Below are 15,778 nucleotides of genomic sequence, written 5' to 3'. Positions count from 1 at the left end.
AAGTGTGATTAGACGATGGGTGGTGCGCGGGCACTATCAGGGCTGCTACGGTGTGATAACCAGGGAGTTTGGTAAAAAGCATTAATGGCAGCGGGCAGGCTGTGGCTCAGAACTTTAGCTGAGGCGATCAGGCTGTCCGGCTCATCCGGTTCCTGTTCGTTACTGCCTTTGCTTTGGCCCAGATTACTGCTTTCAGCATGCAGTGCCTGATAAGGACTGTCAGCTAACGGCGACAATCTGCTGTCATGGGTAATACCTGCGTCTGTTGCCACCAACAGGCTCAGATAAAACACCGCGATAAACAGATTAAACCAACGCATAGTCAATACTACGACCTTTTTACTACCACTAAATTGATAATGGCTAGTTTTGCAGCAATTAACAAGAGGGCAAATAAAAAATATTTACTGCCCTCATTCTTACTTAAATCCGAATCAGGCTGATGCGGTGCTTTGCTGCAATAGATCCAATGCCAGCGCTTCGGCTACCTTAATACCATCGATACCGGCAGATAAAATACCGCCAGCATAACCGGCGCCCTCACCGGCGGGGTAGAGGCCGCGCACGTTCAGGCTCTGGAAGTCTTTGCCGCGTTTAATACAAATTGGTGATGAGGTGCGGGTTTCAACGCCGGTCAGTAAGCCATCAGCTTTGGCAAAGCCTTTAATCTGCTTATCAAAAGCCGGGATGGCTTCGCGGATGGCGGCGATAGCAAAGTCGGGCAATACCGCAGACAGATCGGTAAGCCGGATCCCCGGCGTGTAAGAGGGTTTAACCTCACCTAACTCGGCAGAGGATTTACCCGCAAGAAAATCGCCAATCAGCTGTGCCGGTGCATGGTAGTCGGCCCCGCCTAACTCAAAGGCTGCACGTTCCAGTTTACGTTGTAAATCGATACCGGCCAGCGGGTGGCCCGGATAGTCACGTTCCGGATCAATGCCAACCACTATTGCGCTATTGGCATTACGTTCATGACGGGAATACTGACTCATTCCATTGGTCACTACGCCGCCCTCTTCGGACGCGGCAGCAACTACGGTCCCACCCGGGCACATACAGAAGCTGTAGACAGTACGGCCATTCTGACAATGATGCACCAGCTTATAATCGGCGGCACCGAGAATAGGGTGGCCGGCATTTGGCCCCCAGCGGCATTCATCAATCAGGGATTGTTCATGCTCAATCCGAAAGCCAACCGAAAAGGGTTTGGCTTCAATATAGACGCCGGCATCGTACAGCATCTGAAAAGTATCGCGGGCACTGTGGCCAACGGCCAGCACCAGATGCCGGCAGGGCAGGTAGTCGCCGTTATGCAGCGTCACCCCTTCCAGTTGCTGGTTATTGATATGCAGCTGATCGACCCGGGTACTAAAGCGAATTTCGCCACCCAGTTCGGTGATTTTGGCGCGCATCTTTTCAATCATCGACACCAGTTTAAAAGTACCGATATGCGGCTTACTGACATAGAGTATTTCGTCAGGTGCCCCGGCGGCAACGAACTCGGTCAGCACCTTGCGGCCATAGTGTTTCGGATCCTTGACCTGGCTATACAGCTTACCATCGGAAAAGGTACCGGCGCCGCCTTCGCCATACTGCACGTTGGATTCAGTATTCAAAGCCTGGCCACGCCAAAAACCAAAGGTATCTTTGGTTCTTTCGCGCACGGCTTTACCGCGCTCTAACACTATGGGTTTTAAACCCATTTCGGCCAGGATCAGGGCGGCAAACAAACCACAGGGACCAAAGCCGACCACTACTGGTCGTTCAGCTGCGGCGGCAGGAATTGGCGCGACATATTGATAACGGGTATCCGGCGCAACCGACACATGCGGATCTTTCTGAAAACGTTTTATCAGTGCCGCTTCGCCGGCGACGTCCAGATCCAGGGTATAAATCAGTTGAATATCAGATTTTTTACGGGCGTCAATGCCACGTTTAAACACGCTGAAATGGTTTAAATCACTGTCGCTGATGCCCAGTTTGGCCAGAATGGCTGCGCGCAATTCAGCCTGTTCATCCTGATGCTGCAGCGGTAATTTAATTTCGGTTAAACGTAACATAACACTCGAGTCTCAGATTGCGGGCCGGTTTGCCGGTAAAGACAGTATTTTACGCGATCTGACGCCGGCTGTCCGCTTTCCTGTTGTGTTTCACGTTTGCTTCAGTATGATCGCGCAAAATAGCGGAGGAAGTTGCCATGGCCTTTGTGGTAGGTGAGAACTGTATCAAATGCAAATATACCGATTGTGTGGCGGTATGCCCGGTTGATGCGTTCTTTGAAGGGCCAAATTTTCTGGCTATTGATCCGCTGATTTGTATTGATTGTGGTTTATGCGAGCCGGAATGTCCGGCCACGGCGATTTTTCAGGAAGATAAACTGCCGCCAGGTCAGGAAGGCTTTGTCGCGTTAAATGCCGAGCTGGTTAAGCTGTGGCCGAACATCCGTGAAGTCAAAGCGGCACCCGCCGATGCGGATGCCTGGAATGGTGTGGCCGATAAACTCCAGCATCTGGAGTATTAGGGTGTCTGCCCGACCTGTTAAACAGTCTGGCTATTACTTGGTTTGTTCCTCAGCATTACTGACTTTGTACATAAAGTACACGGCGTAGAAAATGCACAGGCCAATTACAATGGCCAGGCCGGTAAAAGAAATAAAAATTACCGGGTCGTTTAAAAACTCATGCCATAGGTTCATAGGATTTCCCTCCTGAAGTTGCTTGAGGGAAGTGTAGGCAAGGGCAGCAGGCGCTGATATGACCTGGATCAAAGTTACTCAGCTGGCCGCGGCAAAGCGGGCGGCAGCTTGACGCAGATCAAATAATGCTCGTTGCAACGCTTCGTTTGTTACGGCTAACTGCTGGCAGTATAGACTCAGGTTGTCCGGGTTACTGGCCGGGGTAAAGCGCAAGTAGTGACACAGCAGTTGCTGCTCCAGCCGCTCTGCCACCAACTCGGTTTGTAAAAGTCCATGTTTTAGTTCCGTTTGCTGGCTACTATCCAGCGGCAGTTTAGGCAGCTCACGCCGGCACTGGCGTAATACCTGAGTAATGTGCTGATTTAACGGTGCCAGTTGCTGTAAGCCCTGCGTCAGACTAGCAGCATCCAGCTGCCAGCCCAGTTGCTCGGTATAGCTGAGTAGCAGCAGCAGATTAACATTGGCCTGCCAATTGTCCTGTAACTGCAGGCAAAGCGGCTGCACCTGTGGGTAAAACCCCAGGCTGATTTGCCAGAAGGCGTCGGCATTAAGCTGCTGCACTGTCATTTGCTGCGCTGTCATCTGCTGCATAGATCTCTGCTGTCCTTATTGATTTTGCTGCCAGAAATGTTGACTTTGTTGTTCCAGCGCCTCTTGCGACTCAAACCAGCTTTCTTCTATTTGCGCCAGTTCGCTGCTGGCCTGGGTTTGTTCTGTCAGCAGTTTAGTTAGCTGGGCTTTGTTAGCGGCTTCGTAGATGGCCGGTTCCGCCAGTTGTTGCTCCAGGCTGGCCAGCTGAGTTTCCAGTTGTTGCTGCCGCAGCTCCAGCTTGTCAATTTTCTGCTTTAGTGGTCGCAGCAGATTGCGCAGCTCCGCCTCCAAGCGTTTTTGATCTTTGCGCACTGCAGCACTATTGCTACTGACGGTTTCCGGTGCCGCACTCTGCTGGCTTTGCCGGGCATCTTGTTGCAGCCACTGGTAATAGTCCTGCAAGTCACCGTCGAAGGGTGCGACTTTGCCATTAGCCACTAAATAAAATTCGTCAGTGGTGCTAGTTAGCAAGTGGCGGTCGTGCGAGACCACTACTATGGCACCGGCAAAGTCCTGCAGCGCCATTACGATGGCTTCGCGCATTTCCAGATCCAAATGGTTAGTCGGTTCGTCCAGCAACAGCAAATTCGGGCGCTGATACACCAATAACGCCAGCACCAGCCGAGCCTTTTCGCCGCCGGAGAAAGGCGCACAGGGTTCCAGCGCTTTGTCGCCGTGAAAACCAAAACCACCAAGAAAATCACGTAGCTTCTGCTCAGGAACCTGCGGGTCCAGTCGTACCAGATGCTGCAGTGGCGAATCTTGCGGTCTGAGGGTTTCCAGTTGGTGCTGGGCAAAATAACCAAGACTAACGCCACTGGCATACCAGAGTTCACCAGCCAGTGGCGGTAGCTCACCACTGAGTAATTTGATTAGTGTGGATTTACCGGCGCCGTTACGCCCGAGTAAGCCGATACGACTACCTGGCAGCAACTGAAAGTTAATATTGCTTAGAATGGGCTTGCCGCTGTAGCCGGCCTGGACCTGTTCCAGCTTTAACAGTGGGTTGGGTAAGGCCCGTGGCTCGCGGAAACTGAAGTTAAACGGCGAATCAACGTGCGCCGGTGCCAGTATGGTCATCCGCTCCAACGCCTTGATCCGGCTCTGTGCCTGCCGGGCTTTGGTGGCCTGGGCTTTAAAGCGGTCGATAAATTGTTGCAAGTGCGCCACCTGGCGCTGTTGCTTCTCAAAGTTTGCCTGATGTTGTGCCAGTTGTTCTGCGCGCTGGCGCTCGAACTGGCTGTAATTACCTTTATACAGCGTCAGACACTGGCGTTCGATATGGACAGTATTGTCGGTCACCGCATCAAGAAAATCCCGATCATGGCTAATCAGCAGTAAGGTACCCGGATAGTTACTGAGGTACTTTTCCAGCCAGAGTACCGCATCCAGATCCAGGTGGTTGGTTGGCTCATCGAGCAGTAACAGCTCGGCTTTTTGCATCAGCGCCCGTGCCAGGTTCATCCGCATCCGCCAGCCACCGGAAAACGACTTTACGCTCTGTTGCTGCATCTCGCCACTAAATCCCAAACCCGCCAGCAGGGTACCGGCCTTGGCTTCGGCACGGTAGCCATCCAGCGCTTCAATTTGCTGATGTACCGCTGCCAGATCGCTGTCGCTGCATTGACTGCGGGCTTTTAGCAGCAATGGGTAAAGTTCAGGTTCGCCTTGTAACACATAATCCAGGGCGGAACAGTCCAGGGCCGGCGTTTCCTGGGCAACCGTAGCGACAACCCAGGCAGCAGGAATGCTGACATTACCGGCATCGGCATGTAATTTACCTTGCAGCAGCGCAAATAAGCTGGATTTACCACAACCGTTGGCGCCGACAATTCCCACCTTTTGCCCCGGAAATACGGTAAGATCGGCCCCTGTAAACAGCGCCTGGATACCGCGTCTTAATTCTACCTGCTGAAGCTGGATCATGTTTTACCTTGTACCAGTGAACTAAGTGGGCGATTTTACGCTATATCCGGCTGAAACTAAAATTTCGTCCGGCTTTTCGTGCCCGTTGGAGCCTGTATGACCACCCGTAAGAAAAAGCGTTTTATCGCTGGCGCGACCTGCCCACAGTGTAAAGCCACCGATACCATGAGTTTGTTTATTGAAAACAATGTTGAGAAGGTGGAATGTGTGGCCTGTGGGCATCAGATGGCGCAGCCAGAGCAGCAAGTGGTGCAATCGACCCGCGAGAATGAATTGGTGATTGGGGTCTTTAAGCCAGAATAAGCCAGCATTGTTGCTGGCTTACTCTACTTGGATTTAATAGTGCGGCGGTGGCGGTTCTTCTTCCGGTCGCAAAATACCGCTGTCTTCCGGTAATTGTTGTAACTTTTGCGCCATCAGCAAAATTTGCCGTTGCAGTTGCTCAATCTTGCGTTGATGAGCCAGCAGTTCCTCATGCAGGCTGTGCATTGTATCTTCCTGAAAAGCAATTTTACTTTCCAGCTCAATCAAATGTAGTTCTATTGCTGAGGGTTGCTCAGTCATAACGGATTTCCCATACTTCGGCCAGGCCACTGGAGCTTTCGCTAATTATACGGTTTTCATCCAGAAAAGCGACGGCATGTACCACTGCACTGGGTGGGCGACTGCCAACTCTGGGTGAAACCCGCCAGCGCTGCAGCTCCCGGCCACTCTGTACATCCCAGAGTACCAGGTTGCGGGTTGGGGCGCCGGTGAGTAAAAAGCGCCCATCCTGACTGAAACGCACCGCACTGAATACCTGCTGTCTGGCCAGCATTTGCAAGGAGCTTACCCGTTGTCCGGTTTGAATATCCCAGATTTGCGCTAATTGCTGACTATCAGCGGTAAACGCATAACGGCCCTGTGGGTCAAAGGCGACTTTGGTTACCCGGCTTGGATGCGGGAAACTATATAGGATTTGTGCGGTCTGAGTGTCCCAGAGGTAGGCCTGATAATCATTGCCACCGGTTAGGGCATAGCGGCCATTCGGGGATAAGGCGACGCTGTTAATACGCTCGCTGTGCCCCAGAAAGTCCAGGCGCCGGCCGCTGCTAAGCGTAATATGTTGTACCACGTTATCGCTGCGCCCAACCAGAATATGGGCGCCGTTATTAGACAGGGCAATATCGCGGATACTGCTGTTATCGGTTTGCCAATAGCCGACGTTCTGGCCATCTGCGGTGCGCCACAGGGCAAAGGTCTGATGATCGGCGCTAAGGACATGGCTGGCGTTATCACTGATCGCCAGGTGAAACACCAGATTGTCGCTACTATCCTGATGGCGCCAGTGATACTTCAGCGCATTTTGTTGCAGATCCCAAAAGGCGATACCGTCCTGGATAGAGGACACTGCAGCAAAGCGGCCATCGGCTGAAAGCGCGGCGGCATAACTGCCCTGAGCCACATGCGGGTACTGCGCCAACGGCTGGGTGTCGACCTTACTACAGCCGGCGAGCAACAGGGTGGCAAGCAAAATTACAGGATATTTCATTGCGGGTGTTAACCTCATCCACACAAAGCGTTAGTATAGCGAAGCGAGCTAACCTTTATTACAACATACTATAGCAGCCGAGAGGTTGCGCTATGGAGAAAAGAATGCGCTTTAAAACCAAATTAACTCTGGTCGCTGTTGCGCTGTTGGCGTTAACGGCTTGTCAGAAAGAACAAAAAGCTGAACCAGCACCAAAAATGGACACTGAACAAGCTAAACAAGCTTATAGCCTTGGCGTTTCAGCTGGCCGTTATCTGCAAAGCACTATCGACGAGTACAGCAAAATCTCTGTTGATCTGAATGCCCAGCTGATTTTAAAGGGTGTACAGGATGGTATGGCCGGTAAGTCTGATGTTACTGAAGAAGAAATTCAGCAGCTGTTAACTGCACTGGACGAAACCTACCGTAATGAACAAATGAAGCTGGCTGAAGCCGCGGCGGCGTCAGCCAAGGCTGCAGGTCAGGCTTATCTTGACGAAAATGCCAAGAAAGACGGCGTCACCGTCACGGAATCAGGTCTGCAGTATGAAGTGCTGCAGGCCGCAGAAGGTGCTAAACCTGCTGCTACTGATACCGTTAAAGTGCACTATACCGGCACTTTAACCGATGGCACCAAGTTCGATAGCTCGGTTGATCGGGGCGAGCCTATTGAGTTCCCGTTAAACCGCGTTATTCCTGGTTGGACTGAAGGTGTACAGCTGATGAGCGTGGGCTCAAAGTTCCGTTTCACTATTCCGTCTGAACTGGCGTACGGTGAGCGCGATATGGGTACCATTCCACCAAACAGCGTGCTGGTATTTGAAGTTGAGCTGCTGGATATTGTCAAACCACAATAAGTAGCGGTTTAAATAAAAAAAGCGGCCTGGCCGCTTTTTTTATTGCTATGTTAAAGCAGACCTAGGCCGTGGTGGTCGTAGAGACATGTTTGGCGTGCAGGGTCTCGATCAGCTTATCTTCCAGCGCAAAACGTTCTTCCATTGCCTGACCCAAAGCCGACAATTCTAAATCAAAAGAGCCGCTGTTGCGGGTGCTCAGATGCTCAGCGTATTTATCATTAAATTCCAGCGCCAGATCGGTTGAGACCGCAATTTTGGGATACAAGGAGTCTGCCAGCTTGCGGCTGTTGGTGCCGTTCACCGCACATTGGGCGACGATTTGCTCATAGACTTCAAAGTGACCGGCAGACAGATAATCCATCAGTAACTGGCAAAATTCTTTAATTTTGTCTTGCGAAGGCATGGTATAACGGTCTTTTTCGAAAGGAGGCAAACCGGCCAGCCGGCAATAACTGACAATCAACTCGCGTCGCTCCTGCAGCCAACTATCAATCGCCTTCAGGCTACCGCCGTATTTTTGTTGCGCTTGCTGTACGCGGGTGTACATTTGCCTCTCCTTAGATGCAGCCTGTGTTGCTGCAATACTGCTAATTAAAAGAATTTCAGCGAAAAGATCAACCGTTTTTTTATTGGTCAGCCCAGCGGCCCGGAGTATGATGCTGCCATTCTTGCTAAAACCTCCGCATTAAAACAGAGGCTGTAATGATTGAACATAGTGTAAAAGTATCATCCGGGCAGTTGGCATACTGGTTTATTGTGAGTCAGGGCCGGTTGTTTCTGACCGCAGATGGCACAGTACCCTTTACTGAACTTGCTGCCCTGCCGCTGCAGCTGGCGGATGCGATGATCTGTAAACTGGGTGAATACCAGCAGCAGCCATGTTATCTGGTGGTGTACGACGACCGACCGGCGAATGAGGCGGATTGGCATTCCGCCCGTGCTTTATTAGAGCAGGGCGAGGCGCTGTTTCAATTGGCTGCCCGGGCGACCCAGGTTGCGTTATTTTTGCAAACACACCGCTTTTGCGGTCAGTGTGGCAGCGCGATGCGTTTGGTTAACTGGGAGCTGGCGACTCTTTGCCACAAGTGTGGGCATCGCTGTTACCCTCGTATTGCACCCTGTGTTCTGGTCGCGGTAGTAAAAGCCGATAAAATTTTGCTGGCGCGCTCCACCCGGCACAAAGCGGGATTTTTCTCGGTCCTGGCGGGTTTCGTTGAATCGGCAGAGACTCTGGAGCAGGCAGCGGTGCGCGAAGTAAAAGAGGAAGTGGGGATCGATATTACCAATTTGCGTTATGTTGGCAGTCAGCCCTGGCCTTTTCCGCATTCATTGATGACAGGTTTTGTCGCTGACTATGCCGGTGGTGAGATCCAGTGCCAGCCTGAGGAAATCGCCGAAGCTTACTGGTGTCCGCTGCATGACTTGCCAGAGACACCGGGGCTACAGACCTTATCCGGGCAGTTAATTGCGCTGGCGCAGGCAACACAGCAGCAGAACGCATAAAATAAAAAAGCCACTCAAGGTGGCTTTAAATTGGAGCTTAAGGTCTCGTATACCGAGCTTCTTTGTTGTTAGAACTTCACTAGCGCAGTACTTTTATAACAGAAGCGTTTTGCTGATACAAGCGGCAAACTGAAAAAAATGAACCTAAGCTGAATATTTTTTCAGTTTACGTAAAGGTAAAGATTGCAGCTTTATAGCGCCAGATCATAGAGCAGACGGGTGCAAGCTGTTAGAATGCGACAAAAGATGTGATGGCGGATGAATTATGCAGCTAAAAAATGATCGTTATTTGCGTGCCTTGCTACGGCAACCGGTAGATCGAACCCCAATTTGGATGATGCGCCAGGCCGGGCGTTATTTACCTGAGTATCGTGCTACCCGCGCGCAAGCCGGTGATTTTATGTCGCTATGCAAAAACCCGGAGCTCGCCTGCGAGGTGACATTGCAGCCATTACGCCGCTATCCATTGGATGCCGCTATCCTGTTTAGCGATATTCTGACCATTCCTGATGCGATGGGGTTGGGGCTCAGTTTCGGTGTCGGCGAGGGCCCACGATTCAGTAAGCCGATCCGCGATTTTCTGGATGTGGTGCATTTACCCATTCCGGATCCGGAGCAGGAGCTGCGTTATGTGATGGATGCGGTTCGCACTATCCGCCGTGAATTGCAGGGTAGCGTTCCGTTGATTGGTTTTTCCGGCAGTCCCTGGACGCTTGCCACCTATATGGTGGAAGGTAGTGGTAGTAAGACCTTTAGCATCATCAAAAAGATGATGTATAGCGAGCCGGAAGTGCTACATATGCTGCTGGATAAGCTGGCGCAAAGCGTGACCCTGTATCTGAATGCCCAAATTGCAGCCGGCGCTCAGGCAGTGATGATCTTCGATACCTGGGGTGGGGTACTGACGCCACGCGATTATAAAGAATATTCGCTCAGTTATATGCAGCAAATTCTGAACGGCCTGACCCGCGAAGCTGATGGTCGCAAAGTACCGGTAACCTTGTTTACCAAAAATGGCGGTCAGTGGCTGGAAATGATGGCTGCGACTGGCTGTGATGCTTTAGGTTTAGACTGGACGACCGATATCGCCAGCGCCCGCGCCCGGGTAGGGCAGCAGGTGGCGTTACAGGGCAATATGGACCCGTCTATTCTGCTGGGCACACCGGAACGGATCCGTCAGGAAGTACAAACTATCCTTGATGGCTTTGGCCAGGGTTCAGGTCATATCTTTAATTTGGGACATGGTATTACGCCTGAAGTCGATCCTGAGCATGCCAGGGTCTTTATCGAGGCGGTGCAGGATCTCAGCCCGATGTACCATATGAACGCTGAGATCCCGGAATAAGCGTTAACTGCGGCTGTTGGCGCAGTGGTCTACTGCGCCAGAACCCCAAACATCAGAACAGGCGGTTTAGGCCGTTTAGTGCCGCAACCCGATACGCTTCGGCCATGGTTGGGTAGTTAAAGGTGGTGTGCACAAAGTAGTTCAGATTATTACCACCGTTCTTTTGCATCATAATGGCCTGACCGATGTGAATAATCTCTGCGGCCCGCTCACCAAAGCAATGAATACCCAGAATTTCCAGCGTATCACGGTGAAACAGCACCTTCAGGCTACCGGCACTGGTATTGGCGATTTGCGCTCTGGCTAAATGCTTAAACTGCGCCCGGCCGACCTCGTACGGGATTTTGGCGGCAGTGAGTTCCTGCTCGGTTTTGCCGACTGAAGACATCTCCGGAATGGTGTAAATGCCGGTCGGAATATCGGCAATCAAATGTCCGTCCAGATTACCTTTTACGATAGCTTCACCGGCCAGCCGGCCTTGGTCGTAGGCTGCGCTGGCCAGGCTTGGATAACCAATCACATCCCCGACGGCATAGATATTATCTACAGCTGTCTGATACTCACTATTAACTTTTAACAGACCGCGACTATCAGCGGCCAGACCCACCGCCTCCAGATTCAGCATTTCAGTATTGCCGGTGCGGCCGTTGGCAAACAGGAAGCAGTCGGCTTTCATCCGTTTACCGGATTGCAGGTGTAAAACTACGCCATCATCCCGGCCTTCCACATGAGACAGTTCTTCACCGTGGCGGATGGTCATACCCGAGTTCCAGAAGTGGTAACTCAGGGCATCAGAGATTTCGGTATCCATAAAAGATAATAACCGGTCGCGGGTGTTGACCAGATCGACCCGCACGCCCAGGCCACGGAAAATCGATGCATATTCACAGCCGATAACCCCGGCACCAAAGATAATAATATGCCGTGGATCATGATCCAGCGACAAAATGGTATCGCTGTCATAGATGCGCGGGTGGTTAAAATCAACATGCGGTGGCCGATAAGGCCGTGAGCCGGTAGCGATGACAATGGTTTCTGCGCTCAGTGTGTAGCAACTGCCGTCGTTATGGGTAATTTCCAGGGTATGGTTATCAATAAAACGGGCTTCACCCTGATAAATCTTTACCAGATTGCGATCATAAAAGCCGCTGCGCAGTCGTACTTGTTTGCGGATCACGCCGGCAGCATGTTTCAGGATCTGTGAAAAGGTCAGACCTTTCATCTGCTCTTCAACCTGAAACAGCGGGTTTTCATTAAATTCAATTAAACGGCTGACCGAGTGGCGCAGTGCTTTCGACGGAATAGTGCCCCAGTGGGTACAGCCACCGCCAACCGCTTGGTAGCGTTCAATGGCCGCAACGCTTTTACCACTTTTCGCCAGATACATAGCCGCACCTTCGCCGCCGGGGCCCGTACCAATAACGATAGCATCATAATCATAACTGGGTTGTTTTTTCGCTGCTTTTGCCGACACGCTTACCAATCCTGTCAAATTACTAATAGAAATTAGCATAACAGGTATCGGACACAAAAAAAGAGGCGATTGCCTCTTTTTTCCGGAACAAGACTAATAGCTAAGTTGCTTAACTAAAAGCGGCGGTCAGGCGCTGCCAATGGTTCTGTTGTTGTTGCAGATGTTGCTTTAACTCCTGATAACGCAGCATAAAGTCAGACGCATTCACCTGATCGACCAGCGCTGTACGTTTCTGTTGTAACAGCTCTTTCTTCAGTTGGTAATAATCCTGAATTTTTGCCACTAACAGCTGATACTCCTGTTCCAGCAATGCCAGCAATTGTTCTGCATTCGGCAAATGCTGAACTTTATCTTTGGCGCGCTTGAGCTGCATTTTGGCAACAGCCTGCGCAATTCTGTCTTCTGGCACAGTACGTAAGTTCCAGGTCAATTTCACCAAGGAGCAGGATTTAATCAGCCATTTAGTCGGGTCAAACTGCCACCAACGGATCCCGTTGCGGTAATCGTATTCAAAAATGTGATGGTAGTTATGATAGCCTTCTCCATAGGTCAGAAACGCCAGAAAGCCATTATCCCGTGCGCTATTCTCATCGGTGTAGGTTTGTTTACCCCAGATATGCGCCAAGGAATTAATAAAGAAGGTAAAGTGGTGGCTTAAAACCAGGCGTAGCACACCAACACTTAACAGCATGCCCCAGAAACTGCCAAGCAGTAGCCCCAACAGCAGCGGAATACCAATGTTAGTCAGTAACACCAGTGCCAAATAATGCTTGTGCTGGAAAGCCAGGATAGGGTTCTTTTGCAGATCGCGCACATTGCTGTAGTCGAAGTAGCTATCGCCCTGATAGTCACGCAGCATCCAACCAATATGACTAAACCAGAAACCACGGCCGGCAGAGTAAGGATCTTTGTCGTTGTTATCGACATGGCGGTGATGCACACGGTGATCCGATGACCAATGAATGGCACTATTTTGCAGGGCGAAGGCGCCGCCTATAGCAAAGATCCACTGTAAAACGGGATGAGCATCATAGGTCTTATGAGCCCACAGCCGGTGGTAGCCTGCAGTTATCGAAATACCGCAGTAGCCCATACATAAAATGGTGGCAATAATTTCTGCTGTGGTAAAGCCAACTGTCAGGGCATAATAGGGAACCGCAATAGCGGCAACCAAAAAAGTCAGACTGAACAGGATGACGTTAGTCCAGATGATCGGATGTTTTTTCATGAATTCACACTTTGAGCTTACAACTGTACGCCAATTTACCCAGCTGCTGACAGCCGGTCAAGGTAAATCGGCTGAACAGCAGTAACAAAGGGACGCATCGTGACCAGAGCAGAACAGAAAGAACGTACCCGCCAGGCAATTATTAATGCTGCCTTTTCGCAGCTAAGTGCCGAAAAAGGCTTTGCCAGCTTAAGCTTACGCGAGGTCGCCCGTGAGGCCGGCATTGCACCCACCTCCTTTTACCGCCATTTTGCCGATATGGATGAATTGGGCTTAACGCTGGTGGATGAAGCCGGCTTAATGTTACGGCAGCTGATGCGCCAGGCAAGATTACGGATTGAAAAGCACGGCAGTGTGATCAGTACCTCGGTAGAAACCTTTATGGAGTTTGTCGCCGAAAACAGCAACGTGTTTCGCTTGTTGCTGCGTGAACGCTCTGGTACTTCGGCGGCATTTCGTGCTGCCGTTGCCCGTGAGATCCAACATTTCTGTGCGGAGCTGGCGCATTATCTACGCAAACAAACTCAATGTCCGCCTGAACTGGCACAGCTGCAGGCAGAGGCGATGGTTACACTGGTATTTCATACCGGAGCAGATGCTCTGGATGCACCGCGGGAACACTATCCGCAGCTGACCCGGCGTACCATCATGCAACTGCGCTGGCTGGCACATGGTGCCGCCAGCTATGGTCGTAAGCAGCCCGATTAGCGCTTACGCAGCAGCACGCCAGTTTCAATATGGTGGGTGTATGGGAACTGGTCAAATAAGGCCAGCCTGCTGATATCGTGGGTCTTAGCAAGTTCAGCCAGATTCGCCGCCAGAGTTTCCGGGTTACAGGAGATATAAAGAATAGACTGAAAGCCGCTAACCAACGATAGCGTAGCTGGGTCCAAGCCGGCCCGCGGCGGATCGACCAACACAGTATTTAACGCTAATTTGGCCAGGTCGAGCTCTTTAAGCATGCGGCCGTGTTGTAGCGCCGCCGCCACATCTTCGGCAGACATCTGCAATACCTGCACATTTCCGATCTGATTTAGGGCGATATTATATTGTGCCGATTTAATTGAACTGCGGGCCAATTCAGTTGCAATGACCTGATCAAACTGGCTGGCCAATGCCAGTGAAAAATTGCCATTACCACAATACAGCTCCAGCAAGTCACCGCCCAGCCCAGCAGTACAGTTTGATGCCCAGTCCAGCATTTGCTGATTCACGCCGGCATTCGGTTGGGTAAAGCTGCCTTCAAGCTGTTGGTACTGAATGCTCCGATCTGCCGCGTTAAAACGCTCGGTTACAAAGTCATCTGATACTACCAGCTTTTGTTTACGGGCCCGGCCGATAAAGCGCACGTTGTAGAGTGGCGCCAATTCTTGTTGTAACTGCCGGGCGGCCTCCAGCCATTGCTCATCGAGTTTACGCTTATAGATCAGGCTGACCAGAAGTTCTCCGGTCGTGCTTGCCAGATAGTCGGCCTGATAAAGCCGATAGCGCAACTGATGATTAAATTGAATGGCTTTCAATAACACAGGCATAAAATCCGCGATGGGCTTAGCTGCTATTGGGAACTCATCAACCCGAACCGGTTGCCGGCTGGCGGGGTCAAACATGCAGTGATAGATGTCATCACCATTATGCCAGATACGGAATTCGGCACGTTGCCGGAAATGGCTTACCGCGGAGCGAAAGATTTCTGTTTCGGGTAAGGCGAACTGCGCGAGTAAATGGCGCAAATGTGCTGCTTTAGCGGCGAGCTGAGTTTCGTACTGTGCGGGAAATACCTGACCTAATGACATCTGACTCTCTGACTACTGGCAAAAGACGCATTTTAAGCGCTTTTTGCCAGTGAGCCAAATTTAAGCGTCAGTAAAAGCAAACTAACAACAGCAGCGACAACTGAGCGCCGCCGGCTTACTCTGCCGCAGAGCCGTCATCATCCTGACGTTCACGGGCTTCGCGTACTTTAAGAGTACGTTCCTGAAACTCAGCATCGTTTAGCTTGCTAATCATCTTATTAGCGTCAGCCGCGGCGACTTCAACAAAACCAAAGCCACGGCGCCGACCGGTCTGGCGATCCTTCATCAGGCGGACATTGGCGACAGTACCGTACTTAGCAAACAACGCCTTTACGGTTTCTTCGTTAGCCCGATACGGTAAATTCCCTACATATAAAGTAGTGGTCTCACCTTGAAAGCTGACATCGGTAGCTACGTTTACGGTATCCGCTTGTTCTGGCGGTAAGGCCGGACCTTTAACATCGACCAGGATCGGGACCAGAATGCCGCAAGAGAGCACACCGGCCACAAAAGCCCAGCCGGCAGACAGCGGCAGAGTGATCAAAAAGGTAAAAACCACGAAAGACAGAAAAGCCAGCGCGAGAGTATAAGGCAGTGAGGCGCGTAACATAGGTGACATAATAAATTCCTGCAGCTAAGTTGAAAGAAGATTCTTGTTATAAAAGCAATTCTATCTTAACGACTATTTTCTGCACAGCCAACAACTAAAAACAGAGTCTTGCATAACAGATCGACATAAAAACAATCAAAATGGAGCTTTAATAGTCAAACGAAGCCCAAACTGATGTTTTTAACAAAATACCGCTTGCAGCCTTGTTAAAGCGCTCTATAATGCGCGCCATGCCACGGGGTGCTG

General features: G+C 51.1%; 18 protein-coding genes. 6 read left to right on the top strand and 12 right to left on the bottom strand.

Annotated features, from left to right (window positions below; genetic code table 11):
* Nucleotides 1–8: 8 nt before the first annotated feature.
* On the bottom strand, nt 9–320 hold the full coding sequence (locus AEST_RS13215) for a hypothetical protein (protein WP_008609641.1): 312 nt from the start codon (nt 318–320) through the stop codon (nt 9–11).
* Nucleotides 321–434: 114 nt separating this feature from the next.
* Nucleotides 435–2,060: an NAD(P)/FAD-dependent oxidoreductase gene (locus AEST_RS13210; RefSeq protein WP_008609640.1), complete on the bottom strand. Its 1,626-nt coding sequence runs from the start codon at nt 2,058–2,060 to the stop codon at nt 435–437.
* Nucleotides 2,061–2,197: 137 nt separating this feature from the next.
* Between AEST_RS13210 and fdxA the strand changes: the two genes are divergently transcribed.
* Nucleotides 2,198–2,521, top strand: coding sequence for a ferredoxin FdxA (gene fdxA, locus AEST_RS13205; RefSeq protein WP_008609639.1), 324 nt, complete (start codon nt 2,198–2,200; stop codon nt 2,519–2,521).
* A gap of 33 nt (nt 2,522–2,554) precedes the next feature.
* Here fdxA and AEST_RS17090 read toward each other — a convergent pair whose 3' ends face one another.
* The 3 genes from AEST_RS17090 to AEST_RS13195 form a co-directional block, all read right to left on the bottom strand.
* Entirely contained in the window at nt 2,555–2,695 is a 141-nt protein-coding gene (locus AEST_RS17090; protein ID WP_008609638.1) for a DUF3149 domain-containing protein, read from the bottom strand.
* A gap of 78 nt (nt 2,696–2,773) precedes the next feature.
* Complete coding sequence (locus tag AEST_RS13200; RefSeq protein WP_008609637.1) at nt 2,774–3,286, bottom strand: TIGR02444 family protein; 513 nt, start codon at nt 3,284–3,286, stop codon at nt 2,774–2,776.
* 15 nt (nt 3,287–3,301) lie between these two features.
* Nucleotides 3,302–5,212, bottom strand: coding sequence for an ATP-binding cassette domain-containing protein (locus AEST_RS13195; RefSeq protein ID WP_008609635.1), 1,911 nt, complete (start codon nt 5,210–5,212; stop codon nt 3,302–3,304).
* Between the two features lie 96 nt (nt 5,213–5,308).
* On the opposite strand from AEST_RS13195, the gene AEST_RS13190 reads away from it, so the two are divergent.
* Nucleotides 5,309–5,515: a YheV family putative zinc ribbon protein gene (locus tag AEST_RS13190; RefSeq protein ID WP_008609634.1), complete on the top strand. Its 207-nt coding sequence runs from the start codon at nt 5,309–5,311 to the stop codon at nt 5,513–5,515.
* A gap of 33 nt (nt 5,516–5,548) precedes the next feature.
* Here AEST_RS13190 and AEST_RS13185 read toward each other — a convergent pair whose 3' ends face one another.
* Both AEST_RS13185 and AEST_RS13180 read right to left on the bottom strand, forming a co-directional pair.
* Nucleotides 5,549–5,776, bottom strand: coding sequence for a SlyX family protein (locus AEST_RS13185; RefSeq protein ID WP_008950776.1), 228 nt, complete (start codon nt 5,774–5,776; stop codon nt 5,549–5,551).
* Complete coding sequence (locus AEST_RS13180; protein WP_008609632.1) at nt 5,769–6,743, bottom strand: WD40 repeat domain-containing protein; 975 nt, start codon at nt 6,741–6,743, stop codon at nt 5,769–5,771. The genes AEST_RS13185 and AEST_RS13180 overlap by 8 nt, the downstream gene beginning before the upstream one ends.
* A 104-nt stretch (nt 6,744–6,847) precedes the next feature.
* Here AEST_RS13180 and fkpA point away from each other — a divergent pair, with 104 nt between their 5' ends.
* Nucleotides 6,848–7,579: an FKBP-type peptidyl-prolyl cis-trans isomerase gene (gene fkpA, locus AEST_RS13175; RefSeq protein WP_008609631.1), complete on the top strand. Its 732-nt coding sequence runs from the start codon at nt 6,848–6,850 to the stop codon at nt 7,577–7,579.
* A gap of 61 nt (nt 7,580–7,640) precedes the next feature.
* On the opposite strand, the gene AEST_RS13170 is transcribed toward fkpA, so the two are convergent.
* The gene (locus AEST_RS13170; RefSeq protein WP_008609630.1) at nt 7,641–8,126 is read right to left on the bottom strand and encodes an Rsd/AlgQ family anti-sigma factor; all 486 of its coding nucleotides are present in this window, start codon (nt 8,124–8,126) and stop codon (nt 7,641–7,643) included.
* 155 nt (nt 8,127–8,281) lie between these two features.
* On the opposite strand from AEST_RS13170, the gene nudC reads away from it, so the two are divergent.
* Nucleotides 8,282–9,082, top strand: coding sequence for an NAD(+) diphosphatase (gene nudC / locus AEST_RS13165; protein ID WP_008609629.1), 801 nt, complete (start codon nt 8,282–8,284; stop codon nt 9,080–9,082).
* A gap of 265 nt (nt 9,083–9,347) precedes the next feature.
* A complete protein-coding gene (gene hemE / locus AEST_RS13160) occupies nt 9,348–10,427 on the top strand; it encodes a uroporphyrinogen decarboxylase (RefSeq protein ID WP_008609628.1) in 1,080 nt (359 codons plus the stop codon).
* 52 nt (nt 10,428–10,479) lie between these two features.
* On the opposite strand, the gene sthA is transcribed toward hemE, so the two are convergent.
* Entirely contained in the window at nt 10,480–11,940 is a 1,461-nt protein-coding gene (gene sthA, locus AEST_RS13155) for a Si-specific NAD(P)(+) transhydrogenase (protein WP_193759652.1), read from the bottom strand.
* A gap of 70 nt (nt 11,941–12,010) precedes the next feature.
* Entirely contained in the window at nt 12,011–13,129 is a 1,119-nt protein-coding gene (locus tag AEST_RS13150) for a fatty acid desaturase (protein ID WP_008609626.1), read from the bottom strand.
* Nucleotides 13,130–13,228: 99 nt separating this feature from the next.
* Here AEST_RS13150 and fabR point away from each other — a divergent pair, with 99 nt between their 5' ends.
* Entirely contained in the window at nt 13,229–13,837 is a 609-nt protein-coding gene (fabR, locus tag AEST_RS13145; protein ID WP_008609623.1) for an HTH-type transcriptional repressor FabR, read from the top strand.
* Here fabR and trmA read toward each other — a convergent pair.
* The gene (trmA, locus tag AEST_RS13140) at nt 13,834–14,922 is read right to left on the bottom strand and encodes a tRNA (uridine(54)-C5)-methyltransferase TrmA (protein WP_008609622.1); all 1,089 of its coding nucleotides are present in this window, start codon (nt 14,920–14,922) and stop codon (nt 13,834–13,836) included. The two genes, fabR and trmA, sit on opposite strands and share 4 nt — an antisense overlap.
* Before the next feature lie 115 nt (nt 14,923–15,037).
* Complete coding sequence (locus AEST_RS13135) at nt 15,038–15,541, bottom strand: RNA recognition motif domain-containing protein (RefSeq protein WP_008609621.1); 504 nt, start codon at nt 15,539–15,541, stop codon at nt 15,038–15,040.
* Between the last annotated feature and the right edge of the window lie 237 nt (nt 15,542–15,778).

The organism is Alishewanella aestuarii B11 (assembly GCF_000280055.1).
Lineage (GTDB): Bacteria > Pseudomonadota > Gammaproteobacteria > Enterobacterales > Alteromonadaceae > Alishewanella > Alishewanella aestuarii.
This window is presented reverse-complemented; position numbering and strand designations above follow the sequence as displayed.

Bases quoted from the DNA above. Each gene is read 5' to 3' on its own strand.
- AEST_RS13135 (WP_008609621.1), bottom strand. From the start codon at position 15,541: ATGTCACCTATGTTACGCGCCTCACTGCCTTATACTCTCGCGCTGGCT.
- AEST_RS13200 (WP_008609637.1), bottom strand. From the start codon at position 3,286: ATGCAGCAGATGACAGCGCAGCAAATGACAGTGCAGCAGCTTAATGCC.
- AEST_RS13180 (WP_008609632.1), bottom strand. From the start codon at position 6,743: ATGAAATATCCTGTAATTTTGCTTGCCACCCTGTTGCTCGCCGGCTGT.
- AEST_RS13195 (WP_008609635.1), bottom strand. From the start codon at position 5,212: ATGATCCAGCTTCAGCAGGTAGAATTAAGACGCGGTATCCAGGCGCTG.
- AEST_RS13210 (WP_008609640.1), bottom strand. From the start codon at position 2,060: ATGTTACGTTTAACCGAAATTAAATTACCGCTGCAGCATCAGGATGAA.
- AEST_RS13185 (WP_008950776.1), bottom strand. From the start codon at position 5,776: ATGACTGAGCAACCCTCAGCAATAGAACTACATTTGATTGAGCTGGAA.
- nudC (WP_008609629.1), top strand. From the start codon at position 8,282: ATGATTGAACATAGTGTAAAAGTATCATCCGGGCAGTTGGCATACTGG.
- trmA (WP_008609622.1), bottom strand. From the start codon at position 14,922: ATGTCATTAGGTCAGGTATTTCCCGCACAGTACGAAACTCAGCTCGCC.
- hemE (WP_008609628.1), top strand. From the start codon at position 9,348: ATGCAGCTAAAAAATGATCGTTATTTGCGTGCCTTGCTACGGCAACCG.
- AEST_RS13170 (WP_008609630.1), bottom strand. From the start codon at position 8,126: ATGTACACCCGCGTACAGCAAGCGCAACAAAAATACGGCGGTAGCCTG.
- fkpA (WP_008609631.1), top strand. From the start codon at position 6,848: ATGCGCTTTAAAACCAAATTAACTCTGGTCGCTGTTGCGCTGTTGGCG.
- AEST_RS13215 (WP_008609641.1), bottom strand. From the start codon at position 320: ATGCGTTGGTTTAATCTGTTTATCGCGGTGTTTTATCTGAGCCTGTTG.
- fdxA (WP_008609639.1), top strand. From the start codon at position 2,198: ATGGCCTTTGTGGTAGGTGAGAACTGTATCAAATGCAAATATACCGAT.
- sthA (WP_193759652.1), bottom strand. From the start codon at position 11,940: ATGCTAATTTCTATTAGTAATTTGACAGGATTGGTAAGCGTGTCGGCA.
- AEST_RS17090 (WP_008609638.1), bottom strand. From the start codon at position 2,695: ATGAACCTATGGCATGAGTTTTTAAACGACCCGGTAATTTTTATTTCT.
- AEST_RS13190 (WP_008609634.1), top strand. From the start codon at position 5,309: ATGACCACCCGTAAGAAAAAGCGTTTTATCGCTGGCGCGACCTGCCCA.
- AEST_RS13150 (WP_008609626.1), bottom strand. From the start codon at position 13,129: ATGAAAAAACATCCGATCATCTGGACTAACGTCATCCTGTTCAGTCTG.